General features: G+C 42.2%; 22 protein-coding genes. 11 read left to right on the top strand and 11 right to left on the bottom strand.

Annotated features, from left to right (window positions below):
- Positions 1-222: 222 nt before the first annotated feature.
- The 3 genes from AAEO56_RS18720 to AAEO56_RS18710 form a co-directional block, all read right to left on the bottom strand.
- The gene (locus AAEO56_RS18720) at positions 223-1,653 is read right to left on the bottom strand and encodes a carboxypeptidase-like regulatory domain-containing protein (protein ID WP_341698608.1); all 1,431 of its coding nucleotides are present in this window, start codon (positions 1,651-1,653) and stop codon (positions 223-225) included.
- A complete protein-coding gene (locus AAEO56_RS18715) occupies positions 1,637-2,119 on the bottom strand; it encodes an RNA polymerase sigma factor (protein WP_407934971.1) in 483 nt (160 codons plus the stop codon). The genes AAEO56_RS18720 and AAEO56_RS18715 overlap by 17 nt, the downstream gene beginning before the upstream one ends.
- A 207-nt stretch (positions 2,120-2,326) precedes the next feature.
- Positions 2,327-3,172: a DUF6929 family protein gene (locus AAEO56_RS18710; RefSeq protein WP_341698607.1), complete on the bottom strand. Its 846-nt coding sequence runs from the start codon at positions 3,170-3,172 to the stop codon at positions 2,327-2,329.
- Between the two features lie 234 nt (positions 3,173-3,406).
- Between AAEO56_RS18710 and AAEO56_RS18705 the strand changes: the two genes are divergently transcribed.
- On the top strand, positions 3,407-4,291 hold the full coding sequence (locus AAEO56_RS18705; protein ID WP_341698606.1) for a PPK2 family polyphosphate kinase: 885 nt from the start codon (positions 3,407-3,409) through the stop codon (positions 4,289-4,291).
- 114 nt (positions 4,292-4,405) lie between these two features.
- Here AAEO56_RS18705 and AAEO56_RS18700 read toward each other — a convergent pair whose 3' ends face one another.
- Entirely contained in the window at positions 4,406-4,735 is a 330-nt protein-coding gene (locus AAEO56_RS18700) for a hypothetical protein (protein ID WP_341698605.1), read from the bottom strand.
- A gap of 99 nt (positions 4,736-4,834) precedes the next feature.
- The gene (locus AAEO56_RS18695; protein WP_341698604.1) at positions 4,835-5,353 is read right to left on the bottom strand and encodes a hypothetical protein; all 519 of its coding nucleotides are present in this window, start codon (positions 5,351-5,353) and stop codon (positions 4,835-4,837) included.
- Positions 5,354-5,551: 198 nt separating this feature from the next.
- Here AAEO56_RS18695 and AAEO56_RS18690 point away from each other — a divergent pair, with 198 nt between their 5' ends.
- Positions 5,552-6,919, top strand: coding sequence for an MATE family efflux transporter (locus AAEO56_RS18690; protein WP_341698602.1), 1,368 nt, complete (start codon positions 5,552-5,554; stop codon positions 6,917-6,919).
- Between the two features lie 68 nt (positions 6,920-6,987).
- A complete protein-coding gene (locus AAEO56_RS18685; protein WP_341698601.1) occupies positions 6,988-7,218 on the top strand; it encodes a hypothetical protein in 231 nt (76 codons plus the stop codon).
- A 112-nt stretch (positions 7,219-7,330) separates the two neighbouring features.
- On the opposite strand, the gene meaB is transcribed toward AAEO56_RS18685, so the two are convergent.
- Positions 7,331-8,419: a methylmalonyl Co-A mutase-associated GTPase MeaB gene (gene meaB / locus AAEO56_RS18680; protein WP_341698600.1), complete on the bottom strand. Its 1,089-nt coding sequence runs from the start codon at positions 8,417-8,419 to the stop codon at positions 7,331-7,333.
- Between the two features lie 750 nt (positions 8,420-9,169).
- On the opposite strand from meaB, the gene AAEO56_RS18675 reads away from it, so the two are divergent.
- Together AAEO56_RS18675 and AAEO56_RS18670 are read left to right on the top strand one after the other, a co-directional pair.
- Entirely contained in the window at positions 9,170-10,867 is a 1,698-nt protein-coding gene (locus tag AAEO56_RS18675; RefSeq protein WP_341698599.1) for an ATP-dependent nuclease, read from the top strand.
- A complete protein-coding gene (locus AAEO56_RS18670; protein ID WP_341698598.1) occupies positions 10,864-12,252 on the top strand; it encodes a UvrD-helicase domain-containing protein in 1,389 nt (462 codons plus the stop codon). Before AAEO56_RS18675 ends, AAEO56_RS18670 begins: the two co-directional genes overlap by 4 nt.
- Positions 12,253-12,614: 362 nt before the next feature.
- On the opposite strand, the gene AAEO56_RS18660 is transcribed toward AAEO56_RS18670, so the two are convergent.
- Positions 12,615-13,022, bottom strand: coding sequence for an Rrf2 family transcriptional regulator (locus AAEO56_RS18660; protein WP_341698597.1), 408 nt, complete (start codon positions 13,020-13,022; stop codon positions 12,615-12,617).
- A 128-nt stretch (positions 13,023-13,150) separates the two neighbouring features.
- Here AAEO56_RS18660 and AAEO56_RS18655 point away from each other — a divergent pair, with 128 nt between their 5' ends.
- From AAEO56_RS18655 to AAEO56_RS18645, 3 genes are all read left to right on the top strand, one after another.
- Positions 13,151-14,065, top strand: coding sequence for an AEC family transporter (locus AAEO56_RS18655; protein ID WP_341698596.1), 915 nt, complete (start codon positions 13,151-13,153; stop codon positions 14,063-14,065).
- Between the two features lie 5 nt (positions 14,066-14,070).
- A complete protein-coding gene (locus tag AAEO56_RS18650) occupies positions 14,071-15,291 on the top strand; it encodes an MFS transporter (protein WP_341698595.1) in 1,221 nt (406 codons plus the stop codon).
- 125 nt (positions 15,292-15,416) lie between these two features.
- A complete protein-coding gene (locus tag AAEO56_RS18645; RefSeq protein WP_341698594.1) occupies positions 15,417-15,854 on the top strand; it encodes a DoxX family protein in 438 nt (145 codons plus the stop codon).
- A 2-nt stretch (positions 15,855-15,856) separates the two neighbouring features.
- Here the strand turns inward: AAEO56_RS18645 and AAEO56_RS18640 are convergent, their stop codons facing one another.
- Complete coding sequence (locus tag AAEO56_RS18640) at positions 15,857-17,206, bottom strand: leucine-rich repeat domain-containing protein (protein ID WP_341698593.1); 1,350 nt, start codon at positions 17,204-17,206, stop codon at positions 15,857-15,859.
- A gap of 130 nt (positions 17,207-17,336) precedes the next feature.
- Between AAEO56_RS18640 and AAEO56_RS18635 the strand changes: the two genes are divergently transcribed.
- Both AAEO56_RS18635 and AAEO56_RS18630 read left to right on the top strand, forming a co-directional pair.
- A complete protein-coding gene (locus tag AAEO56_RS18635) occupies positions 17,337-18,743 on the top strand; it encodes an FAD-binding oxidoreductase (protein ID WP_341698592.1) in 1,407 nt (468 codons plus the stop codon).
- Positions 18,744-19,166: 423 nt separating this feature from the next.
- Entirely contained in the window at positions 19,167-20,225 is a 1,059-nt protein-coding gene (locus AAEO56_RS18630; RefSeq protein ID WP_341698591.1) for a DUF4476 domain-containing protein, read from the top strand.
- Between the two features lie 172 nt (positions 20,226-20,397).
- Here the strand turns inward: AAEO56_RS18630 and AAEO56_RS18625 are convergent, their stop codons facing one another.
- From AAEO56_RS18625 to AAEO56_RS18615, 3 genes are all read right to left on the bottom strand, one after another.
- The gene (locus tag AAEO56_RS18625) at positions 20,398-20,883 is read right to left on the bottom strand and encodes a hypothetical protein (RefSeq protein ID WP_341698590.1); all 486 of its coding nucleotides are present in this window, start codon (positions 20,881-20,883) and stop codon (positions 20,398-20,400) included.
- Positions 20,884-21,146: 263 nt separating this feature from the next.
- Positions 21,147-21,713 (bottom strand): hypothetical protein, encoded by a 567-nt coding sequence (locus AAEO56_RS18620; protein WP_341698589.1) that lies wholly within the window; start codon positions 21,711-21,713, stop codon positions 21,147-21,149.
- Positions 21,714-22,015: 302 nt separating this feature from the next.
- Positions 22,016-23,269, bottom strand: a complete 1,254-nt coding sequence (locus AAEO56_RS18615) for a cation:proton antiporter (protein ID WP_341698588.1) — start codon at positions 23,267-23,269, stop codon at positions 22,016-22,018.
- Between the two features lie 373 nt (positions 23,270-23,642).
- Here AAEO56_RS18615 and AAEO56_RS18610 point away from each other — a divergent pair, with 373 nt between their 5' ends.
- On the top strand, positions 23,643-24,365 hold the full coding sequence (locus AAEO56_RS18610; RefSeq protein ID WP_341698587.1) for an ABC transporter ATP-binding protein: 723 nt from the start codon (positions 23,643-23,645) through the stop codon (positions 24,363-24,365).
- Positions 24,366-24,375 lie beyond the last annotated feature (10 nt).

Genomic DNA, 24,375 nt, shown 5'->3' with positions numbered 1-24,375 from the left:
CTAAAACATCTTTGTCTATTAGTTTCAACAAAGAACTTACGCTTATTTTCTTTGGCATAATCAAGTTTATAAATCTAATATATGAAAATATTTCAATGAACTTTTGTCTTCCGAACACCTATGCCCCTGCCCCCTGAATGGGGAAGTGTTGGGCTGTAATAATATGGAAAGGAATTCGGACAACGTGATTATAATGTACGAGTGGAATTCCCCCTTCGGGGGTTAGGGGGCCTTCCTTGCGGCTCTTTTCTGTTCCCTCTTAAGCTTACGGATTTCGCGTTTGGTAAGCCCTTTTTTGGTTTTGATGATGATAACGCCACTGGCGCCCCTGCTTCCGTATAATGCCGTGACCGAAGCATCTTTCAGGACTGTGATGCTTACAATATCTTCGGAATTGAGGTTTTTAAAGACATCGCTGCTAACGGGTACTCCATCGATCACATATAAAGGGCCTTCCGGCAGGCTGGAACTTTGCCCCCTTACTATAACCTGCCCTTGCGAAGATTGTACAGAACCTGCATTGCTTTTATCATCTGGGGCAGATTGCTGTTCTTTCGAAGTCTTTTTTGCCGCAAAGCCATTTGCTTGTGATGGCGTTTCGTTATATGTTTTTTCACGGGATTTTACTTTTCCCTCATCAATTTCAGCCACAGTCCCATTTACAGATGGCAACAATCCCCTGTTCACTACTACCGTGGTGTCTATTGCTATAGAAGTTATGGCGCCACTGGCTACCGGCCTTCCCGGCGCCTTGCGGTATTCTAATGTCACCGATTCAAGCGATGTGTTTTCTGCCAGTTTTATGGGCCTGTTCGTATTGGCCTGGTAGGCAAGTATCGAACCGTTTTGCATCCCGACATAAGAGGCTATCAGCTTTTCGCCTTCTTTGGCATTGATGCTGTATTTGCCGTCAAAATCTGTCTGTACTACAGTATTGGTACCCTCTACCTTTACGATCACTCCCGGCACAGGTACACCCTGGCTGTCGGTTACAATCCCATTGAAAGTTATTGTGCCATCTCTATTTATGGAAGATGATCCTTTTGCTAAATATTCTTTTGACGTTTCACTATTACTATCTTTTCTTTCAGCATTATCACCTGTAACAAAACCGCGGGATGTAATTGAAGGATCTATAATATTATTCTGAAAGGTTTCACCAGCTATTGTTGAACCAGGGATAAATTTTATTTTTGGAGCATAGAATACATATTCAGGATTGCTTAGATCTTTTGCTTTCGTAAAATGGGCACCTTTTATAAAATAAACAGAATCTGTATCCTTTTGTTTTAGTTCAGAATTATTAGTATCAACCTGGACAATTTCTTCCCTAATTGTATTTTCTTTCGAAGGCTCAAATGTTTCTTTCACTTTCTGTCTGTCAATAACCGTTACATTATTTTCCGGAATCCCACTTGGATCTACAGATGGGCCGCCTTCATTGCGGTACAGGAACGTTCCTACAGTAATAAACATCAGCAATACAGCTGCCATCCCGGTATATTTCCACCAGGTTGCGGCTTTTCGCTGTTTTTCGGCATCGAGCTTGTCCTCGACACGGCCCCAGAGCGTTTCCATACGGTCAAAGCCCTTCGTTTCCGCTTCGCCCGCAGCTTCCCTGAATTGTTGGTATAATTTATCTTGATTTTCCATGACTCTTCTCATTTTGATAGTAAACATTATTCACCATTTCTTTCAATTTGGTACGGGAGGCATTCAATTGTGATTTCGATGTTCCCTCGCTGATGTTCAGCATTACGGCTATCTCTTTATGCGAATAACCCTCAATAGCAAAAAGGTTGAATACAGTCCGGCAGCCTTCCGGCAGATAGGTTAGCAGGTGCAGCAGGTCTTCTTCCTCAAGCGCGGCCGAGTGCGCAATGGAAGGTTCTGCAGAGCGTGCCATGTCTTCAATATAAATATTGAAGTTCACATTTTTCTTCAGGCTGAGCAGGCACTGGTTCACCGCAATTTTTCGTGCCCAGGCCTCAAACGCTTTTGTTTCTTTCAGTTGGTCAAGCTTTGTAAAAATGGTAAAGAAGGCATCGGCCATCGCCTCTTCTATCATTTCCTCGCTTTTCAGGTACCTTTTACAGGTGTGGTACAGCTTGGGCGCCATGATCTCGTACACCTGCCGCTGTGCGTCACGGTGCGATTTCCTGCATGCTGTTATGAGTTTTTCGTCTATCACAATTGGTCTCTTTGTTATATAGATTACAAAAGGTTGCAAAAGGTTGGGAGCACATTAAAAAAAAGTTTTTTTGTTCAGGGTTTAGAGTTCCGGGTTTCGGGTCAGAGTAGCAACCCTGAACCCTAAACCCGTAACTCAGAACTTTACGGTTAACTTATAAACATCACTCGCCTCCGCATCGCTGTCTGTGTCTTCACAAAGCAGGAACTCAATACTGCCCGGTGTTTCTTTATATAAGGTAATGCCTTCAAATTTATTTTTTAGCGAAATGGTTTCGGTAAATTCCAGTTCCATCGTTTCGATATCAATGCGGCCAATAAGCGTCCCTGCAATCTCTCCATCATGGTACGTCGAATCTGATTTTTCTGCTGCTGCGATGAAGTAAAGTTTTTCGCCAACCTTTACGGCATCGGTAAAGCTGGCTTGCGCACCATTTATTTTAGGTAGTTTTATTTCGTTGTAAATGATCTGGAAAGCAGTATCGGCAATATCCCCCTCAAGGGTAAAGATGCCATTCTGTCCTGCAGGTCCGTTGCCACGGTTGAAGACATACCAGGTATCACCGGCATTTACGGCTGCTTCTATATTAAAATTCTCCGGAGTTATTTCGCCAAAGCCCTGCATCACCATATAAAGGTCGGTCGCATCAATAGGCGGGAAAACCTCTTTGGTCTTCATGTTGATATGGGCAATTGTGTTGCGCTTTTCGGTAGAGCCGGAACCGAACAGGTAAAGGTCATCTCCCTTTGCAGCCATTGCTTCATAATCGGCCTTGTCCGGTTTTGGCACGTTTTCCAACGGTCTGGTATATTCTTTAGAAATAAGCGGTGTTTTTTGGAGTGTTTTATCTTTGGTATTGTATTCGTACAGCAGGTGGCTGTTATCTGAAATTATAAAAATCGAACTGCCGTTCAAAAAGAGCCCGGAAGCCGACCCAATGCCAATAATATGGAACAGCAGTTCCAGTTGAAACTTTTGCATAATCTTATGTTTTACCTGTAAACGCGGTATTCTTTTAAACCTTATATTTGAATTTATTAACTTTTTCCGATTGGCTGCAAAATGATCTTTTTGCCCCGAATTTTAGCTTTTTTTTACTCCGTAGCTCTGCTATGCAGCTCAAAAAAAGCTAAAATCCGGAACAAAAATCCCTATTTTTCGCTACAATCAAAAAAGTCAAGATGAATTCATTATATAAAGATAAACATTTCCCGCATGAAGGATATAGATACTGACGATTTAAAGGTAAAAGGCAAATTTGATATAAAAAAGGCTCCAACGGTTATAGACCACGGCGCTTCCGAAGAAACTGTGCATAAGGCTATGAAAGAAGCCAGTAAAAAACTCGGCAAGCTGCAGGACAAGATGTATGCCAATAACCAATACAGTGTGCTGGTGTGCCTTCAGGGAATGGATACCTCGGGTAAGGACAGCCTTATCCGCGAAGTGTTCCGTCGTTTCAATGCACGCGGCGTAAATGTGTATAGCTTTAAAACCCCAACATCTACAGAACTGGAGCACGACTACCTGTGGCGCCACTATATAGCCCTTCCGGATAAAGGAAAGTTTGCCGTATTCAACCGATCGCATTATGAAAATGTGCTCATCACAAGGGTACATCCCGAATTTATACTAAAGGAAAACCTCCCTGGCATCAATTCTGTGGAAGCTATTCCGGGCGACCTGTGGGACCAACGCTATGAGCAAATCAATAATTTTGAAAAGCACATTAGCCAGAACGGTACTATCGTGTTTAAGTTTTTTCTTCATTTAAGTAAAGAAGAACAGAAGGAGCGGTTACTCCGAAGGCTTGACAAACCGGAGCACAACTGGAAATTTGCGCCAGGCGACCTTGAAGAACGAAAATATTGGGATGATTACCAAAAATACTATGAAGAAGCCATCAACGCGACATCAAAAAAACATTCCCCATGGTACGTAATTCCTGCCGACGATAAAGAGACGGCACGTTACCTTGTTGCCAAAACTATTTTGGATGCCCTTAAAAAATACGACGACATTAAAGAACCGGAAGTAAATGAAGAGGTGCTGGAGAATATTTCGTTTTATAAAAAGAAGCTTAGGGACGAAAAGGATTGATTATTTTATGTTGATTATTGATGCTCACTCATTCCTAATAATTAATTGTGTTCAATTTTCTGTTGATCAATGCGCAGTTCCGGATGACAATAGAAAATAAAAAACAGAACATAATCAATCCAGTAGTTCATGCAGCTCTTCTTCAGAAAGGCATATCCCAATATGTTCTACTTTCTCATTATCATCTTCCGCGCCTCCAATAAAATAGATGGGTATTTCTGATGTCAGCTTACGCTTGAATATCTGCTCGGCAGTACTTCGCCCGTGCGAGGGTTTTACAGCATAGTTCACTACAATAGCATCGGGTTTGCAGTGGGCGGTCTTGCGATAGGCCTCAGCGCCATCAACGAGTTCGCACCCTGCAATGGTATGCGGGGTACTTTTGCAGTAATCAAGCAGTGGGGTAGTGATTTCCCTGCTCCAGTCGATGATGAATAATTTCATAGTGGATGGATATCTTACAAAAATAAAAAACCTGCAAGAATATTGCAGGTTTTTAACAAGGTCAGTTTTGTACTTGGTATTATATAACTAAAAGGGATATTATAATTTAAAGCCATACGCCAAACGAAGAGCGATCTGGTCAGTCTTGAAATCATTTGCGCCTTCATACCTAAGGCTTAGATCAATCACATCATTAGCATATCCGATGCCCGGCGCCCAAAGGAATGTAGTTTCGTCATAGTCTCCTGTAACGGCAAAGCCAGCTCCTGCCTCACCCAATACGTAAAACCTGTCGCCCCACACGAAAGCCTTGAAACCTGCTTTTACAGGGATGTAGCCAAGGTCGTCGATCTCATCTTTGTCTGCAAACAGGTGAGTGTATCCGGTAGTCAGGGTAAGTGATGTCCTTTGTGTCAGGTCATACTGTAGCCTAACGTCACCACCCAGGGCGAAGTTAAAATAGTCACCGGTTGCTGCTCCGGCGTTAAGCCCGAATCCCAAACGGAATCCCTGGTCATAATTTTCGCTTGTTGATGCGCCATCCTGCGCAAAAGCTGTCATGCCAAGCATCATCATACCCGATAACAGCAGTCCTTTAAAATTCATTGTCTTTTTCATGATCTTCACTTTGTATTTGTTAGTTGGGTCAAAATTACTGTAATACTTTTACTAATAATTCCAATGTTTTGTTAATTAAATAATAATGAAATAATAAAATTAACATGAACTGTATTTAAGTTGATGATTCTTAAGTTTTTAAAAATTAACCTGTTTTCTAATTGTAAATTTTCCCGCTACCTTTGCAAAAAAATTGCAGTGGGGTTTTCCAAATACACAAAAGAATTCAGGGCAAATATTACGCTTGCCTATCCGGTTATAGTCGGTATGCTAGGGCATACGCTTATTTCGGTAGTCGACAATATCATGGTCGGCAGGCTGGGCAGCACCGAGCTGGCAGCAGTCTCTTTAGGCAACAGTATTGTGTTCATAGCCATGTCGGTAGGAATTGGTTTCTCGACTGCGATCACACCCATTGTGGCCCAAGGCGATGGTGCAAAAGACCATGTTACCGTCCGTTCCGCGTTCCATCATGGATTGCTGCTGTGCACTGTTTTAGGATTGTTCCTTTTCGGAGTTGTAACGCTTGCCAAGCCTTTAATGTACCTGATGAACCAGCCTGCAGAGGTAATAGCCCTTGCATCGCCGTATATCGACTGGGTAGGATTTTCGCTGATTCCGGTCGTTATCTTTCAGGGGTACAAGCAATTCGCCGATGGTATGTCGCTCACCAAGTACGATATGTATGCTGCTATATTTTCCAATGTGCTCCACGTAGTAATTAACTACTTCCTCATATATGGTATTTGGTTCTTCCCGAAACTGGGTATTATGGGAGCGGCATTGGGTACTGTCATATCGCGTACTGCAATGGTTATTTATATGCATTACCTGCTGTCGCGTAACGAAAAGCTGAAGCAATATTTCCATGACTTTAGCTTTAGCGAAATAAAAAAAACCATGCTCAGGAAGATCGTGGCTCTCGGGCTGCCATCATCTTTGCAGATGCTTTTTGAAGTAGCCTTGTTTACTACAGCTATTTGGCTTTCGGGCTTTTTGGGTAAGAACAACCAGGCGGCCAACCAGATCGCGCTCAGCATGGCCTCAATGACGTTCATGTTCGCCATGGGACTCAGCGTGGCGGCTATGGTGCGTGTGGGCAATAATAAAGGGCAGGGCGACTATGTAAATCTACGCATTGTAGCAAGGTCGGTATTCCTGCTGGTTATCATCATAGAGATCGTATTTGCATTGTTGTTCGTGGCGTTACACGAATTCCTCCCACACCTGTTCCTCAACATGGAGAATACCATCCAGCTAACAGATAACACCGAAGTCATAAACATTGCATCTACCCTGATACTTGTGGCAGCCGTATTCCAGATATCCGATGGCATACAGGTCGTTGTACTCGGCGCGTTGCGAGGCATCCAGGATGTAAAGATACCCACCCTCATAACCTTTGTAGCCTATTGGGTGATTGGGTTCCCCATATCGTTTTACCTTGGCCTGCATACACCGCTAAAAGGCACCGGCATCTGGATCGGATTGCTGGCCGGACTTACAGCCGCTGCATTATTTTTGTATCTTCGCTTTAATTATCTGACAGCTCCTAAAAAAGAGTAGGCAGTCCCAGTCGCAGTTTTCAGTTGCAGCTTGTCAAATAGAAAATAAAAAATAGAAAATAAAAATTTATGGAGTTACCAAAATTCGTACTTGCCGATAACACCGATTTCCCTGAAGATATCTTCATCATCCACCTGGACTACCCGCGCTTCATCATCAACCTGAAAGACGATGAGGTAGAATTCATGGAAGAGCCCGAAGACCTTGACGAAAACGAGCTCAACGCCGAAATGGAAGGCCTTATAATCCTTGCCAATGAGTTCTATGACCGCGAGGTGGAGCGTTATGAGAAGCAATAACCATTTCAGATTGTAGATTGTAGATTGAACTACACGCTACTCTAAAAATCATTGCTGTTTTTAAGGGCAAGAGTGGAATCTGAAATCTACAATCTACAATCTGAAATTATTTCTACACTCTGAAATACTTTTCCAAAAGAACCTTCGCCGCAGCAAAGGGCGACATCGCATTGCCCTCCACCGCCTTTTTACTTTGTTCCAATAGTGCCGCAATGTCCGGGTCATTATAGAACCGGCCCAGCAGCTGCTCATTAATGGTTTCCGTAAGCCAGTAGCTGTTTTGCTCGCTTCGGCGGATGCCAAAAAATTCATTCCCTTTTACCAGGTCAAAATACCCGTTGATGGTCTGCCAGACATCGGCAATGCCCTCATGGGTTATCGCGCTGCACGTCGTTACGGTGGGCTGCCATCCGGAACTTTTCGCCGGGAACAAATGCAGCGCCCGGTTGAACTCCGTCTTCGCCAGCCTTGCCCTTTTTATATTATCCCCGTCCGCTTTGTTGATCACGATCAGGTCGGCCATCTCCATGATGCCGCGCTTGATACCCTGAAGCTCATCACCCGCACCCGCGATCTGAAGCAGCAAAAAGAAATCGACCATACTATGCACCGCCGTTTCGCTTTGGCCTACGCCAACGGTCTCAATAACTATGGTATCAAACCCGCAAGCCTCGCAAAGGATGATTGCCTCCCGTGTCTTCCGTGCCACACCGCCCAGTGTTTCTCCCGAAGCCGAAGGCCGTATATAAGCATTGGCATCCTTAACCAGTTCCTCCATCCGGGTCTTGTCGCCGAGGATGCTGCCGTGCGAAAGCGAACTGCTCGGGTCCACTGCCAGTACCGCCACCTTCCGTCCCATACCAGTAAGGTGCTTCCCGAAAGCCTCTATAAAAGTACTCTTCCCCACACCGGGCACCCCCGTGATCCCTATCCTCACCGACTTATCCGCATGCGGAAGGCATTGCGCTATCACATCGTTGGCCTTTTCCAGGTGCGCCGGGTTAGTGCTTTCCACCAGCGTGATGGCGCGGCTCAGTGCCGTCTTGTCACCTTTCAGGATGCCGGTTACGAGCGCATCTGCACTGGGTTGTATCTTCCGCAGTTGCGTAACGTGCTCGATCGCCTCACGGCTGATGCTTTCGGGACGGTCAATGCCGTCTTTTTCATGGAGTGCGGTCTTAAAGGCTTTGGGCTTATCCACAGTAATTGATTAGAAAAGTAAAAATAAGGTTTTTTCCTGACTCTTGATACTACCCGTAACGCACTCCAAAAAAGTGGTAGTTTAGGGGTAGTTTTTTTTTCTGAACTCACGTCTTTCAAAATCCTTAAATTACGTAACTAACTTTATTTCAATGAACTGACTGTTTTGTCATTTGTACTATTCGGACATTGCGGCATACGTGGCCGCAATTTTATGTAAACATTTGTACCAAATAAGGTAACACAACCCAACCCCCACCGGCGAAATGCTTTCTCCAATGTGTTTAACTTATGCAACCTGTTTATGGGAATGAGTGGAATCCCCCCTTGGGGGGCTAGGGGGCTTACCTCCTTAATAATAATGCAAAATTGTTTTTTTGTAGCGGAAGGGCCAGGGCTTTTTTGCCGTCGTCTTTCCCGTCGTCCGCTGTATCCCCCGCCGAAAAAAGCGGGGGGATGCCGCTACCACCGGGGCTAAGGGGAGAAGTGGTTTTGTGGTGGTTGTCATTCTGAACGCAGCTTGCGAAGTGAAGAATCTCAATCGAAATTGTTTAGTCTCGCCCAGACATTTTTTTAACGCCTTTATTGAAATTTATAAATATCTACGGTGCTTTCAGGAGTGCTAAAGTTTAAATTTTAATATCATTTTATTGTGTGTTACGCAAAACTTACTTAGGTGATTAACAAATCACAAATTTTTCATACATATATACAGCAAATTTTTACTTTTGTTATTAAATTATTTAGAATTATGATTGTAAATTATGTTCGAATTGAAAATTATAGAAATTTCAAGAATTTTCAAACTGCGTTATCAAAGTTGTCGATCATCGTAGGCGAAAACGATTCGGGCAAATCAAATTTTCTACATGCGATAAAACTTCCTTTTTGCTCCAATGAATTGGAATACCGAAATAAAAACTTATTGCCTTTAGATTTCAATTCCGAAACTGTTCGAGAATTTTATGACAAGGTTAAAAGTGGAGCTGATAATGGTGAGTTATTAAAGTGCATTCCAATTATACGTGTCACCATACAATTCGATGCCATTGGGGATGATCATTATGCTAAAGCTATAGTTGGCAATTGGATTACGGAAAGTAATGGAAAAACCGCTTATGAGATACAATATTGCTATCAGCCCAAAAATAACGCTGACTTTTTGGAATTGGCTAAAAAACTAATATGCGGGAGTGATAAGGCCCAAGATAATCTTTCGTTTCTGATTCCGACTGAATTTTACGATTATACCATTATATCTACTAACAATCATAAAATTATCCCATACAATGACCTAAAACACATTACCATTAACTCAATAAATGCAGAACGTGATGATTTCTCTGAATCGAGTTCTATGAAATCAAATAGCATTCTAACCCGATTATTAGAAAAAAAACTAACTAAAGATGAGAAAACTAAAATCCATGAAGCCTACTTTAGTTTTTTTAGAGAGATAAAAGATCAGGATAATTTCAAGAAAATTTTTAATGGTGATTTAGAATTCCCAGATCTCGACCGATTCATAGAAAATATTGATTGCATCCCAAATCTTGCAAATCTTAAAAATATTTTATCCAATATAACCCTAGCTTACGGAGATGAATTCTTATATCAGAAAGGCCTTGGGCAACGAAATCTTATTTTTATAATTCTTTTTTTTCAACATTTTAAAAACAGCAAATCCTGTTTTAATTTAAGTTGTATTGAGGAGCCGGAATCTCATCTTAGCACAAATAACTTAAATCTTGTTGTCGACTACATTAAAAAGAGCTTAGCTGTCAGCGGTGACTTGTTTCAGACCATAATTTCGAGCCATTCGCCGAAAGTCATAAACAAACTTGAGTTCCAAAATGTAATTGCTTTTTGTGGAAATACAGCAGTATCTTTTAGAGATGTTGATGAATCTTTAGTTAAATATTTATCTAAGCGGCCCAATTTTGATATTCTTAAACTACTATTCTCAAACAGGGTGATTCTTGTCGAAGGAACGACCGAGGAAATGTTTATTAATACTATCTTAGGTTTGGATAAAAATACGCTCAATAACATTGACATTATAAGTATTGGTCAAAAGGGATATAGGACTTTTTTAGAAATTTGGAAAAAGTTGAACGGATCTTCTGAAAGTAAAAAAATAGGTGTGATCCGTGATCTTGATGGTCAACCAAAGGCCAAAAAGGATCATGATGTCTATGATGACAAAAAAACGATTTTCGTGCGAACAACAAGTGGTTATACGCTAGAGGATGATATAGTTTTAACAGGAACTAACTGTACTCTCATATCAACGCATTTTCGCATAGAGGACGATGCTGAGACAGTATCTAATTTCTTGAAGTCAAGTAAGGCCGATAATATGTTGGATTTGTGTAACGCAATGCAAGAGGACAAAATTGTTATCTCTATACCTAATCACATTACAGAAATATTAAATAGCCTCAAATGATAGAAATCCAAATTGCCGGAGCCGGAGCTGGTAAAACATATGACCTATCGAAAAGAGTTATCCAATTTCATCAGGCTAATACTTCACATAAAATCATCTATGCAGTTACCTATACTAATGCTGCAAGAAAAAAAATTAAAGAAGAAATTGTAAAGGGAATAGGATACATTCCAGATCAGGTCAGAATAGAGACAATACACAGTTTCTTCCTCAATGAAATAATCTATCCTTATTCTCATTTTTCTGTTTCGGAAGTCTACAATAATGCAGTTTCTCATGGTATGCCTAGCGATTATGTTTTAAAGAATATAAAAATAAACTTATTAAAGCAAAGAAATATAATCCATAATGAGTCAGTTTTTAAAAAGGCAATGATTGTTATAGACCGAACAAATGGTAAGCATACCAATAAAGCTAAAAGAGCAAAAGTAGATTTTATTGTCTCTCATATTGTTGCTAAAATTAGCCATGTTTTTATTGATGAAGCGCAAGACATGGACGGGGATGCTCTGCGTGTTTTTCAGATTTTAGGAGATAACGGAATTGACATATATATGATAGGGGATCCAAAACAAGCCATAAAATATCCGAGCGCATTTAGGAACTTTTTAAAACAAGCTACAGGTGATAATTACACAATTCTGCCCAATAACAATATTACTAAAAGGGTGCCCTCTGAAATTTTAAAATTATCAAATGCCTTATGCATGGCTGAAGAAAAACAGTCCAATAATAACGGTAAATCTGGGAAGGTAGTTTATATTAAATCAAGCAACAGCAATTATGATGCGATAATTGGCTATTACAAAGCCCAACAGCAATTAATTTATATTGAGGAAAAAGAAGGCTGCTATAACACACATTCCAGTCGAAATCTTTATTTACCATTATCTCTGCAAGATAAACTATCGATTCTTGCTTTGGAACGTGATTTGGACAGTCGTTTGTTTATTAATTCAATTATTTCTGAGATAACCGAAAGGTTGAAAAATTCGTCGTCAGCGCAGGTCTTAGGCTGGTTAGCGAAATTTTGCGGCACACGACTTGAAAAACAAGAATATGCTGAATTAATACAGCATCTTGACATGGCTAAAATGCCTAGCAAAGGATATAAATATTTCATCTCCAGTATTGACGCGGTAAAAGGCCTTGAATCTGATGTGTGTATTTTTATATTAAATCAGACAATGTATGACTACATGACTCAGAATGTACCCAAAACAAACTACCACAATAAAAACTGGAACAAGGTGTATGTTGCACTGACAAGAAGTTGTAATGCACTGATTATAGCTATCGACATGGAATTGTTTTCCAGAACTTCCGTTACGGAGATTGAGAGTTATTTCAAGGGCTTGGGGATTTCAGAAATGTTATCTGTATAAGTATATGGCGCCAACGGTCAGATTATTGAGTTAGCGGCATCCCCAACTCCAAAAAATAAAAATGCCCTTTACCTTTTAACGTAAAGAGCATCATAAAACTAAAGAGTTTGAGTGTCAGCTTTAAACTTTAAACCTGAAACTTGAAACAAAAATTAATACGCCGCCGTAAACCGTTGCTGGTGGTGTTTCGCCTTCTCTGTCTCATCGGCAATAGCCACGGCAAGGTCTTCTACCGAAAGGATGCTGCGTTGGCTTGCATCAAATACGGGGTTCTCCGTTATCCGAGTTCCATAAAAAATATATCAGAAGGCACAGTAGTACTCCGCCATCCAATAAAAAATAATCAATAAAAAATAAAAATTTTAAAACTCCTTCGTGAATTCCTGGAGCGTGATGCCCTGCAGCTTGGCGCATATCCCGGAGTTGATGTCTTTATACAGCACATCAAGGTTCTGGTTGATCTTTTTACCGATGGGGCAGTTGGGGTTGGGGTCGTTTCGCGAAAAGCCGAGCGTAACCTCTTCGAACGTCATTTTAAAAATGTCCTCAAGGGTAATGCTTGCCGATTGTTTGGCGAGGCGTGTGCCGCCATATTTGCCTTCGCGGCATTCTACCATCGCGTGTTTCTTGAGGTTCGCGATCTCTTTGCGCACCAGTACAGGGTTGATATTCATGCTGCCCGCGATAAATTCGGACGAGTGGAATTCCTCCGGGAATTTAGACAGGAGCGTAAGGATGTGCAGCGTTATGGCAAATTTGCCTGAGATCATTGTATAACAGAATAAGGGGCGAAAGTATAAAAGTTTTTGGAACAGCCAATAAATTATAACATTTTTATTAGGGGTATTTGTAATTGAGGGCGTAAATTTGCCGCGGTTAAAAATACCGGCGCATTAAAATGGACAGTATTATCCTGATTTTTTTATGCCTGTTGGCAGGGGTGGCGTTGCGCCGGGTAAAGAGCTGCCCTTCCAATGCCCATACGGTACTTAACCAGTTCGTTATTTACATATCGCTTCCGGGCCTTGCTTTATACTACCTTCCTAAGATCGCTGTCAGTACACAATTGCTGCTCCCGCTCGGGGTCGCATGGATAGGTTTTGCCCTGTCATGGCTGTTTTTTTCTTTATTGGGAAAATGGCTTGGCTGGCCGAAAAAGATCATCGGCTGCCTGGTGCTCACGGCCGGGCTTGGCAATACGGCCTTCGTTGGCTTCCCGGTCATAGAGGCATTGTTCGGAAAGAAAGGGCTCGAAACCGCCATTATCGTAGACCAGCCGGGCACTTTCGTAGTGCTCTCCACATTGGGGATCATGGTGGCCGCAATGTATTCTAAAGGAGAGGCAGGCACATCGGGCATCTTGCGTAAAATACTGCTGTTCCCGCCGTTTGTGGCATTTACGGTCGGGCTTTGCATGAACCTGCTGCATTATGATTTTCATGCTATACTTCAGTCCGTTTTCCAGAGGCTGGGCAATACGGTAACACCTGTCGCGCTCGTAGCGGTAGGCATGCAATTGCAGCTGCAACGAAGGAGCAGGCATTGGGGCCTCTTAGCGCTCGGGCTCGGGTTCAAGCTGCTGGTAACGCCGCTGTTCTTTTTTGTGCTGTACAAATTGATATTGGGAGGGAAAGGCCTTACCACCGATGTATGCATCATGGAAGCTGCCATGGCCCCTATGATAACGGCGGCAATACTCGCTTCCACATCCGGGCTGAAGCCAAAGCTCGCCAACATGATGATAGGGGTGGGGATACCGCTCTCCTTTGTAACCCTGGCCTTTTGGTACTGGCTGTTAACTATATTTAATTAAAATTTATGAAAGACACTGACACGGTCATTATAAACGACGACCACAAACAAATTGTACAGAAAACAGTTTACTCCATACTTTTCTCCATTGCTTTTGCCCACCTGCTCAACGACCTGTTGCAGGCGGTCATCCCGGCGGCCTATCCTATTCTAAAAGAAAAATACCACCTCAGCTTTTCGCAGGTGGGCCTAATCACATTCTCGTACCAAATGGCGGCTTCCATTTTGCAGCCATTCGTAGGTTTCTACACCGATAAAACGCCAAAGCCGTATTCCAAAATATACGGGATGCTGTTTACCTTATCAGGAATCATATTATTGTCATACGCCGGCTCGTTCCCTGTTATACTGGTTTCGGTAGTGCTTGTGGGTATCGGTTCGTCCATTTTCCATCCGGAGGCATCGCGGGTTTCGTACCTTGCATCCGGCGGGAAGCGCGGACTGGCACAATCCATTTTCCAGATAGGGGGCAACTCGGGTACGGCTATAAGCCCGCTTTTAATTGCCTGGATCGTAGTACCGCACGGGCAGCGCTACATCATTTATTTTGCGATCGTCGCCCTTATTGCGATAACGGTATTGTACCGGATAGGCCGCTGGTACCAGGCGCACCTTGACCTTCATGGTAAAAAGAAAGTCGCACTTGTCGACCTCCCGAACCTTACGCCAAGACAGGTAACTATTTCAGTAATAATCCTTTTGGTACTGATATTTTCCAAGTACTTCTATTTTGCAGGTCTGACGAGCTATTTTACCTTCTTCCTGATAGAGAAATTCCACATTTCGGTACAGGATGCGCAGTTCCACCTGTTCCTGTTCCTGTTTTCGGTAGCGGCAGGTACGTTGCTGGGCGGGCCATTGGGCGATAAGTTCGGGCGCAAGTATGTCATCTGGTTCTCAGTACTGGGAGCCGCGCCTTTCACCTTGATGATGCCGTATGCCAACCTGTTCTGGACGGGAGTGCTATCGGTTGTCATTGGTACGATCATTTCATCGGCATTCCCGGCTATATTAGTATATGCACAGGAGCTTTTGCCAAAAAGGCTGGGGATGATATCGGGGCTGTTTTACGGATTTGCCTTTGGTATGGGAGGGCTGGGCTCTGCAGTATTAGGTTACGTCGCCGACCAGACCAGCATTACCTATGTGTATCATATTTGTGCCTTCCTTCCGTTGATAGGAATCATTGCCTGGTTGCTGCCTAATCTAAAAAAGCCAAAAAAATAACGTTGACATTAACAATAATTTAACTTTTTTCACCATATTTGAAGATTGAAAATTTTAAATATGTTGAACAGCAGTATCGTGCGCAAAGGGAGGTGTGCATTATACCGCATAAAAAGTAAAATACAATGGCATCGTACGGTTCTTCCTCAACAGCAAACAGTACTATTGTTTATGACACCGCCTTATTATTAGTCCGTCTTACGGTGTCCTGCCTCATCATGACACACGGGCTGCAAAAACTCACCATGCTGCTCGGCAGCGCACCGGTAGAGTTTGCCGACCCACTTGGCATTGGCCCTGTGCCATCGCTTATTCTCGCCATTTTTGCCGAAGTGGTATGTTCCTTCCTCATCATCCTTGGAGTGGCAACCCGTTTCTCCTGCATACCGCTTATCGTTACCATGTTGGTCGCCATATTCTCTGTACATGCATCCGACCCGCTCGGGGCAAAAGAGCTGCCGGTACTATACCTCCTCGTTTTCGTGGTCTTCTTTGTAACCGGGGCCGGAAAATTCTCCGTTGACTATCTTATAAAGCGGAATAAGAAATCGGTAAATTATTGAGGCTACTCCTTAATTATTTTTTGTATTATTTCCCGGCCATCCATAGTTGAGGCTTTCAGCATATAAATTCCTTTTTGGAGGTTATCCTCCAAAACCATCCTTGCTGAATTATTATTGATGGAAAACGGGGGCAGGCTTACAATTCTTCCGTTAAGGTCAAGGATCTCAATTGCCGAGATCTCTATATCAGAAGTAAAAGATAATTCATTGGTAAAAGGGTTTGGATATACTATAAACACAGCTAACTTTTCCTCATTTACTCCCATAGGCTGAGCTACGATATCACAATTTTCTCCTGTATAAACAACAGCATTCCCGCCGGAATTATAATTGGTCCCGTTAAGGTTCCATTGCTCTCCATTATCAACGCAGATGCTCGTGAGTGCAGGAAGGTTCTCGAACATAAATGCAAAATATAGCATATCAAATTCGCTTTGGGAAAATACACCATTTTTCACATTTATAGAAGTAAGGCCCGGGTTATTGCCACAGGAAATTTGCCCGATAGCCGTAGCGCTGCAGTCTATTGTTGTAAACAGGGTGTTATCAATAAATAATGACCGAAGTTCAGGATTGCCGCTCATATCAAGTTCCGAAATAGGATTATTACTTAGCGAAAGCGTTGTAAGGCTGCTCAATGGGCTAATGTCAATGGATGCGAACTGATTAGAGTCAAGTACTACATAATTAAGATTGGAGAGTCCGGAAAGATCCATGGAGGTGAGCATATTGCCGTCGGCAAATAATTCCCTGAGGGTCGTTATATTGTTTAGGTGTAATTCTGCCAGGTCGTTATTTGAGCATACTAAGGCTATAAACACCGGCAGTTCATTTAAATTCAGCGATGTAAGGTAGTTGTCATGGCAAAAAACAGTTTTAAGTGCAGGGAGGCCTGATATATTCAGGGTAGTTAACAGGTTGCTATCACACCATAGTAATTCTAAGTGGTTTAGCCCCGACACATTGAGGCTGGATATCAGGTTATGCCCGCAATTAAGGTATTCAAGCGAAGGCAGTACCGACACATCAAGTGAAGTTAACTGGTTTCCCATGCAACTGATACTTTTAACGTTGGTGAAGTACTGTATCCCCTCAAGAGATAAAATGTCATTTGTAGAGGTAATAACAGAGGTGTTCATTTTCAGCCCCGTTACAAGGACCGCCTCGCTCACCTGGATCTCACCATCATTATTGGTATCGATATCCAACCCATAATCAGAGCCCGAACTGTCTCCGGCAATATACTGCGGATTTAGAAGCATAGTTTTAAAGCTGGGGTCGGGTATATTGATCGTTTGGGATACAACTGACTGGCATGCAAGGATAATTAATAGGGAGTAGCGTTTTTTCATAGCTGTATAATTTCAGTAAATGTAAATAAATTCTTGTTTTATAAGTTGAAAGACAAGGTGATTTTTATGGTCTTAATGATATTTCAATTAAAAAAAATACCTTTGGGCTATGTTTGCAATACAGAAATTTATGGAAAGCATTATCTCGAATGAAACTATATCGTCCTTACAATCTATAGTTGGTTCCCAATACCTTTTCACCGACGATGAAACCCGCCATCACTACGGCCATGATGAAACTGAGGATTATAACTTTCCGCCATCGGTAGTGGTAAAGCCCGGCACGGCTGAAGAGATTTCGGCTATAATGAAATTGGCCAATGAATATAAGATGCCTGTTGTCCCGATAGGGGGCAGGACAGGCCTTAGCGGAGGCGCGCTCAGCATTCATGGCGGTATAGGGCTTTCTATGGAGCGTTTCAATAAAATTGAGATCGATGAGAACAACCTTCAGGCTATTGTAGAACCCGCCGTTATAACACAGGTATTTCGAGAGGCAGCATTCGAAAAAGGCCTTTTCTATCCGCCCGACCCAAGCAGCCAGGGTAGCTGTACCATTGGTGGCAATGTAGCCGAAAATGCCGGTGGTGCAAGGGCGTTAAAATATGGCGTGACCAAAGATTATGTATTGAACTTACAGGTGGTGCTCCCTAGTGGCGATATCATCTGGACAGGTGCCAATACCCTGAAAAACTCTACTGGCTATAACCTTACGCAGCTTATGGTAGGAAGCGAAGGGACGCTCGGTATCATTACCAAAATTGTGATGAAGCTGCTCCCGAAGAACAACCATAATATACTCATGCTCGTTCCTTTCTTTAAATCGGCACAGGCATGCGAGGCAGTCGCCGAAATATTCAGGGCAGGCATTGTACCAAGTGCTTTGGAATTCATGGAACGCGACGCTATCGACTGGACGCTGCGTTTTGTAGATGGTGTTAGCCTTGATATTAAAGATGAAGTAGAAGCCCACCTGCTGATCGAAGTGGACGGCAATTACCCCGATGTACTTTTCGCGGAAGCGGAAAAGATAATGGGTGTGCTGGAACGTTTTGAAATAGATGAAATACTCTTTGCCGATACCGAAGACCAAAAGAATGCCCTTTGGAAAATGCGCCGCGCGGTGGGTGAAGCCGTGAAATCCAATTCGGTTTACAAAGAAGAAGATACCGTAGTACCGCGTTACGAGCTGCCGAGGCTGCTGGAAGGGATTAAGGAAGCAGGCAGGAAGTATGGCTTTAAGTCGGTGTGCTATGGCCATGCAGGCGACGGCAACCTGCACGTAAACATCATAAAAGGCGACATGACCGATGAGAACTGGCAAACGGAGGTGCCCAAAGGCATCCGTGAGATATTCGAGCTTACGGTTTCCCTGAAAGGTACCCTCTCGGGTGAGCACGGCATCGGCTATGTACAGAAAAACTACATGGATATCGCTTTCACTGCGGGTCATCTCCATTTAATGAAAGGTATTAAGCAGCTTTTTGATCCTAACAACATCCTCAATCCGGGCAAGATATTACCTGACAATCTTTAACCGTTTAAATTTTATCGATTAAGTAACTGTTTAAAAAATTTATTTTACCACATAGAAACATAGCATTTGTAATTCTTTATTAATCCTAAGTGGAGATAGCTAACATAGTGAAGCGTAGCTTCAGGCTCTGTGTCACTCAATTCCACACTATATCCGTCATCTAAAAGCTATGTTTCTATGTGGTTAAAAATTAATCTTTGCAAAATTTAAACAGTTACTTAGTATTCATTAGTTTTGTGTGGGCACCGCTTCTGCTTTGCAGGGTTGGTGTTTTTTTTATTGTTATCGTTCTGTTTGATGTACAGTAACTTGTAGTTCTTTTCCAGTTAAAAGTATTTTTTGGCACACGTTTTGTTTTTGTGTTAACAATATCACAATTTATTGTTTAAAAAATATAAATTTGCATACTCTAAAACCAAAACCATGAAAAAAATTACTTTACTCTGCTTTTTCCTAATAAGCTCCCTGCCGATGATGGCCCAGTTTATGCCAACAGGAAACCTGACTATTTTCTCTGAAGACGGGTCAAGATTTTACCTGGAACTCAATGGAGAGCGTTATAACGAGGAACCGCTAACCAATGTACGCGTTGAAGAATTATCAAATCCTTACTATAGCTGTAAGATCGTTTTTGAGAACCCGAAGATACCTTCTATCACCAAAAATACCCTTACCATCGAAAATATGGACGGTATACTGGAAGATGTGACGTACCGTATTAAAACTAAAAAGAATAAGCGCACCCTAAATTTTTACTCATCCATTCCTGCCGAGCAAAATATGAGGAGGCCCGCCAATACCCCGGTATACATGTACGGGCACCCAAGGGAAATGTACATGGATCAGTACGGTGCCGTAGTTACCCAGACCGAAACCATAGTTGTTGATGATTCTGATGTTTTCGGGATGAACGTAAACATGGGCGGCATTAACATGAATATGTCTGTTCCGGGAAGCGCCACCAGCACTACAACCACTACCACAACTACTACCGGTGGCCAGGGAGGCTATAATAACGGCGGCTATAATAACGGTGGTGGCTATAATAATAACGGCGGCTATAACAACAATGGAGGCGGTTATAACAACGGCGGTGGCTATAACAACGGCGGTCACCACAATAACGGCAACAACGGTAACAATAATAATGGCGGTTATGGTAACAATGGCAACAGCAGGCCATGCAGGAACCCTATGAGCAACGCCGATTTTGAAGAAGCTAAAAAAGCAATAAAGGATGCGAACTTTGACGATACAAGGGCATCTGTTGCAAAGCAGATCATGATGACCAATTGCGTATCGACCAACCAGATTGCTGAGATATTGAAACAGATCAATTTTGAAGAGACCAGGCTGGACCTTGCCAAATTCGCTTACGACTACTGTACCGATAAGAACAGCTATTACAAATTAGGCAGTTCTTTCAACTTCGACAGTAGCAAAAACGAGCTTAGCGATTTCGTAAAATCACAAAGGCGATAATAGTTTTCAGTCGCATTTTCAGCTTCCTGTCATTGCGGGGAGGAACGACGAAGCAATCTTTTTTAGATACCACTAAAATATAAACGCAGTAGAGCCGTTGCATTGCAACGGCTCTCTTATTATAATCGGTTTGAGATAATATAAGATACAGTTATATCAGAAGACATACTAATTAAAGACTCACAAATATTTCTTGAATCAGATTCCTTTCATGACTGTATGAATTCTTATTTAAAAATGAATCTATCTTGTCAAATAATAATTTCGATTTGTCCAAAAACTTAGCAAGAGGAAATTCATACCATTTCCCTTCCTCTATTTGAAAATAATAATTATTCCTTTTTCTTTTTAACCTAATTTCAATAGGTTGATCAGGAAAACTAAAAGCAATCTCGTTAATTTCTTGCTTCATTAATTTGTGTATTGCCGTAATAAAGTATGAAGCAAGTTGATCAATTAAATCATAGTAGGTAAAGTCACAAATAAATTGATTATCTTTTTTGAAAATTATAACCCCTTCAATATAATAGTCGCTTTGCAATTCTACTGTGTCATCAACATTTATCAAATTAAAATATTTGAAATAATTCGAATTGATATCCTTAAATGAAGTTATTTTAACTCCGGGCCGTTTCAAATAAAATTCTACATCTGTCATTTTATTTTGTGTATAATTTATTGATTTTCATTGAACTGAAACTGCGTCCATCCTTTCCTGCACGCTGCTACTGAAAACTGTGACTGCGACTGCCTACTCCTTCGGAGCCAGCGCCCTCGACGCCACTTTCCCAATACTTAGTCCCTGTACTACAATAGAGAACACCACCACAAAATAGGTAATGGCGATAAGGTTCGTCGTTTTCTTGAATTTTAATGTTAGAGATAGATAAACCCGAATCACTAACTTTGATACACTACCCACTACCGACATATTTTTAAAGTTTTTCTTGCATCTTCGATTGATCCCTTGCCATATTTTTTTAAATATTGATCTTTACCCAATGTCTTTATTAAATATGATTCAAGCATGAGAACTCTTTTTTCTTCAATATCTCCATCGAAATCATCAAATGATAATTTTCTTAATTTAACAATACTGTCATTATAAATTTCAATAGTATCATTCTCGATCAAAGGAAAATAAAATTCCTTCCTAATTGAATATGTCTTATTATCAATATCGCTTTTATAATAAATTGAGATAGCTCCCCCATCGGTAAGAGTCCAAGTTTGCACAGTGTCGGTTAAAATTAGTTTTTTGATATTACTATTCTGTTTATAAACTCTCCAGTGCCCTTTTTGGCTTGTTAAGCGACAACCATATTTGTCTTGTAATGTAAAAGTTGAGTCCGAAAAAAATAACAATTCTAAATCCCATTCATTAAAAGGATCAATATAGGTAAATCTTTTGTTTATAAAGTCTTCATCCTTAACGGAAGTGGAAGGAGTTAATAAACCCAACATAAATATTAAATATGCTACTTTCATTTTTTAAGATAGTTTGGTATTACCAGTTGGCCGGTCATCATCGAGTGTATAAGTCCCCCTGTGATTTCTCTTGGTTTATTGATCGGCGAACTTGAATTCCAGCCATTTATTATTATAACAATATCCGTAAGGAAACATGTGCTGTCCGCCATCGGATCCACTGTTATAAAAATACTCAATTTCGGGTCGTATTACCTCACGCTGTAACAATAATTTCCGGTTTCCTAGTCAATTTTTTTGTGCTGTATTTGACAGACTATTAAAGGAATTGCTGTGACGGGATGTTAAACTTGTGTACATTTCTACTCCCCCTTCGGGGGTTGGGGGGCTAACGCCCGCGACGCCACTTTCCCAATACTCAGTCCTTGTACCACAATAGAGAACACCACCACAAAATAAGTGATGGCGATAATTACGTTCTTATAAGGCCCGTCATTTATCGAGAGCGCCAGGGCAATGGAAACACCACCACGCAGTCCGCCCCAAACCAGTATCTTTATAGTACCCCGGCTAAACTTCTCCCGGAAGGGAATGAACTTGGTAGGCAGCCAGATCGAGATAAACCTCGCAAAAAGTACCAGTATAATACACGCTATGCCCGGTAGCCAGTAGTTGTTGATATTTTTTACCAGTAACAGGTTAAAGCCTATGAATAAAAAGAGCACGGCATTGAGTATCTCGTCATTCAGTTCCCAGAATTTATCGAGGTAATCTTTGGTTACGGGCGACATGGTAAAGCGTTTTTTGAAATTGCCAATAATAAGCCCTGCAAATACCATGGTTAGCGGACCCGATATGTGAAGTTCCCGCGCAATAAGGTAGCCGCCCATAACAATGGAAAGCGTTATAAGTACAGAAACTTTGTAATCATCAATCTTATGCATAGCGCGTGCAGCGCTAACACCCAGTAGGATTCCCAGCAGGAATCCGCCGCCGGCTTCGCGTACAAGCAGCCAGATAACGTGGAGTACAGTAATGTCTTCAGATGTGCCTTGTGCCAATTGTAATATAACCGCAAAAACCACAACCGCCATACCGTCGTTAAACAGGGATTCGCCCGCGATTTTGGTCTCCAGGCTCTTGCGTACTTTAGCGCCTTTAAGGATGCTGAGTACCGCAACAGGATCGGTAGGGGAGATGAGCGCCCCGAAAAGCAGGCAGTAGATATACGGTATCTCAAGGTCTTTTATAGGGATGTAATACACAAGTGTCCCCACAGCAAAAGTGGATATGATAACACTAACGGTGGAGAACACCATAATAGGTCCGCGCTGTTCACGAAGGTCTTTCAGGTTGATGTGTACTGCGCCCGCGAAAAGCAGGAAGTTCAGCATAGCGCCCATTAGCAGTTCGGTGAAATCAAAGCCGGCAACAAGGCCCGAAACGCTGCTTAGGGTGTCAGGGAACACTTTCCCAAAGATTACCAGGAAGATGGAAACAGCCATAGCAATAACCATTACCCCGATGGTAGAGGGCAGCTTCAGGAAGCGTACGTTGAGGTAAGCGAAAAAGGAGGCCAGTACGATAAGTACCGACAGTGAATAATACAATTCCATAGGCGTATAAATCTGATTTGGAGTATAAAAAAATATCGGTTTTTACAAAAATAGCGAAAATGATGGTTAAAACCTAAAGAGTTAACAGTCGCAGTCACAGTTTTCAGACTCGGTATTACGTTATTATGTAGTCACCCTGAGCGCAGTCGAAGGCCTTCAAATCAATTGCCCCATTGGATAGATATTAAAAGCAACCCGGATTGAGCGATCTTCACGGATTTAAAATAGGGCTGAGAAGAAATCTGCGGCAATTCGCCTGATCCGCGTCATCCGCGTTCCAAAAATCTGTTCTTATCCAAAAAAATCGGTGTCATCCGTGTTCCAAATATTTATCTCTGAAAAAATCCTTACTTTTATCGTTCAAAACCGTACCATGGCACAACCGATAATAGAGATAAAAGGCATTACCCGCGATTTTATGCTGGGAAGCGAGATCGTAAATGTATTGAAAGGCATTGATCTCCATATAGATAAAGGTGAATACGTAGCGCTGATGGGGCCTTCGGGTTCCGGGAAAAGTACGCTGATGAACCTGCTGGGCTGCCTTGATACACCAACATCCGGTTCTTACATCCTTAACGGAAAACCGGTAAGCATGATGGGCGACAACGAGCTGGCCGAAATCCGCAACAAAGAAATAGGCTTCGTATTCCAGACGTTCAACCTGCTGCCCCGTACCACTGCGCTCGACAATGTAGCCCTTCCCATGGTATATGCCGGGTTTAAAAAACCGGAACGCAATGCCCGCGCCACAAAGGTACTAACCCAGGTAGGCCTCTCCGACAGGATGGACCACAAGCCCAACCAGCTCTCGGGAGGGCAAAGGCAAAGGGTAGCGGTAGCACGTGCACTGGTGAACCATCCCTCGATAATATTAGCCGATGAGCCAACAGGGAACCTCGACAGCAAGACATCGGTAGAGATCATGAACCTGTTTAACGAGATCCATGCCAACGGCAATACCGTGATCCTTGTAACCCACGAAGAAGACATTGCGGCCTATGCCCACAGGATCATCCGACTTCGCGACGGACTTATTGAAAGTGACACCCCAAACACCAGGATACACAAGGATGGCGACAGGGTGAAATCTTAATTTAAGATTT

Origin of the sequence: Flavobacterium arundinis, from assembly GCF_038289855.1 — a bacterium.
Lineage (GTDB): Bacteria > Bacteroidota > Bacteroidia > Flavobacteriales > Flavobacteriaceae > Flavobacterium > Flavobacterium arundinis.
This window is presented reverse-complemented; position numbering and strand designations above follow the sequence as displayed.

Coding starts and splice junctions, on each gene's coding strand:
- AAEO56_RS18720 (WP_341698608.1), bottom strand. CDS start 1,653: ATGGAAAATCAAGATAAATTATACCAACAATTCAGGGAAGCTGCGGGC.
- AAEO56_RS18715 (WP_407934971.1), bottom strand. CDS start 2,119: ATGGCGCCCAAGCTGTACCACACCTGTAAAAGGTACCTGAAAAGCGAG.
- AAEO56_RS18710 (WP_341698607.1), bottom strand. CDS start 3,172: ATGCAAAAGTTTCAACTGGAACTGCTGTTCCATATTATTGGCATTGGG.
- AAEO56_RS18705 (WP_341698606.1), top strand. CDS start 3,407: ATGAAGGATATAGATACTGACGATTTAAAGGTAAAAGGCAAATTTGAT.
- AAEO56_RS18700 (WP_341698605.1), bottom strand. CDS start 4,735: ATGAAATTATTCATCATCGACTGGAGCAGGGAAATCACTACCCCACTG.
- AAEO56_RS18695 (WP_341698604.1), bottom strand. CDS start 5,353: ATGAAAAAGACAATGAATTTTAAAGGACTGCTGTTATCGGGTATGATG.
- AAEO56_RS18685 (WP_341698601.1), top strand. CDS start 6,988: ATGGAGTTACCAAAATTCGTACTTGCCGATAACACCGATTTCCCTGAA.
- AAEO56_RS18675 (WP_341698599.1), top strand. CDS start 9,170: ATGATTGTAAATTATGTTCGAATTGAAAATTATAGAAATTTCAAGAAT.
- AAEO56_RS18670 (WP_341698598.1), top strand. CDS start 10,864: ATGATAGAAATCCAAATTGCCGGAGCCGGAGCTGGTAAAACATATGAC.
- AAEO56_RS18660 (WP_341698597.1), bottom strand. CDS start 13,022: ATGATCTCAGGCAAATTTGCCATAACGCTGCACATCCTTACGCTCCTG.
- AAEO56_RS18655 (WP_341698596.1), top strand. CDS start 13,151: ATGGACAGTATTATCCTGATTTTTTTATGCCTGTTGGCAGGGGTGGCG.
- AAEO56_RS18650 (WP_341698595.1), top strand. CDS start 14,071: ATGAAAGACACTGACACGGTCATTATAAACGACGACCACAAACAAATT.
- AAEO56_RS18645 (WP_341698594.1), top strand. CDS start 15,417: ATGGCATCGTACGGTTCTTCCTCAACAGCAAACAGTACTATTGTTTAT.
- AAEO56_RS18640 (WP_341698593.1), bottom strand. CDS start 17,206: ATGAAAAAACGCTACTCCCTATTAATTATCCTTGCATGCCAGTCAGTT.
- AAEO56_RS18635 (WP_341698592.1), top strand. CDS start 17,337: ATGGAAAGCATTATCTCGAATGAAACTATATCGTCCTTACAATCTATA.
- AAEO56_RS18630 (WP_341698591.1), top strand. CDS start 19,167: ATGAAAAAAATTACTTTACTCTGCTTTTTCCTAATAAGCTCCCTGCCG.
- AAEO56_RS18625 (WP_341698590.1), bottom strand. CDS start 20,883: ATGACAGATGTAGAATTTTATTTGAAACGGCCCGGAGTTAAAATAACT.
- AAEO56_RS18620 (WP_341698589.1), bottom strand. CDS start 21,713: ATGAAAGTAGCATATTTAATATTTATGTTGGGTTTATTAACTCCTTCC.
- AAEO56_RS18615 (WP_341698588.1), bottom strand. CDS start 23,269: ATGGAATTGTATTATTCACTGTCGGTACTTATCGTACTGGCCTCCTTT.
- AAEO56_RS18610 (WP_341698587.1), top strand. CDS start 23,643: ATGGCACAACCGATAATAGAGATAAAAGGCATTACCCGCGATTTTATG.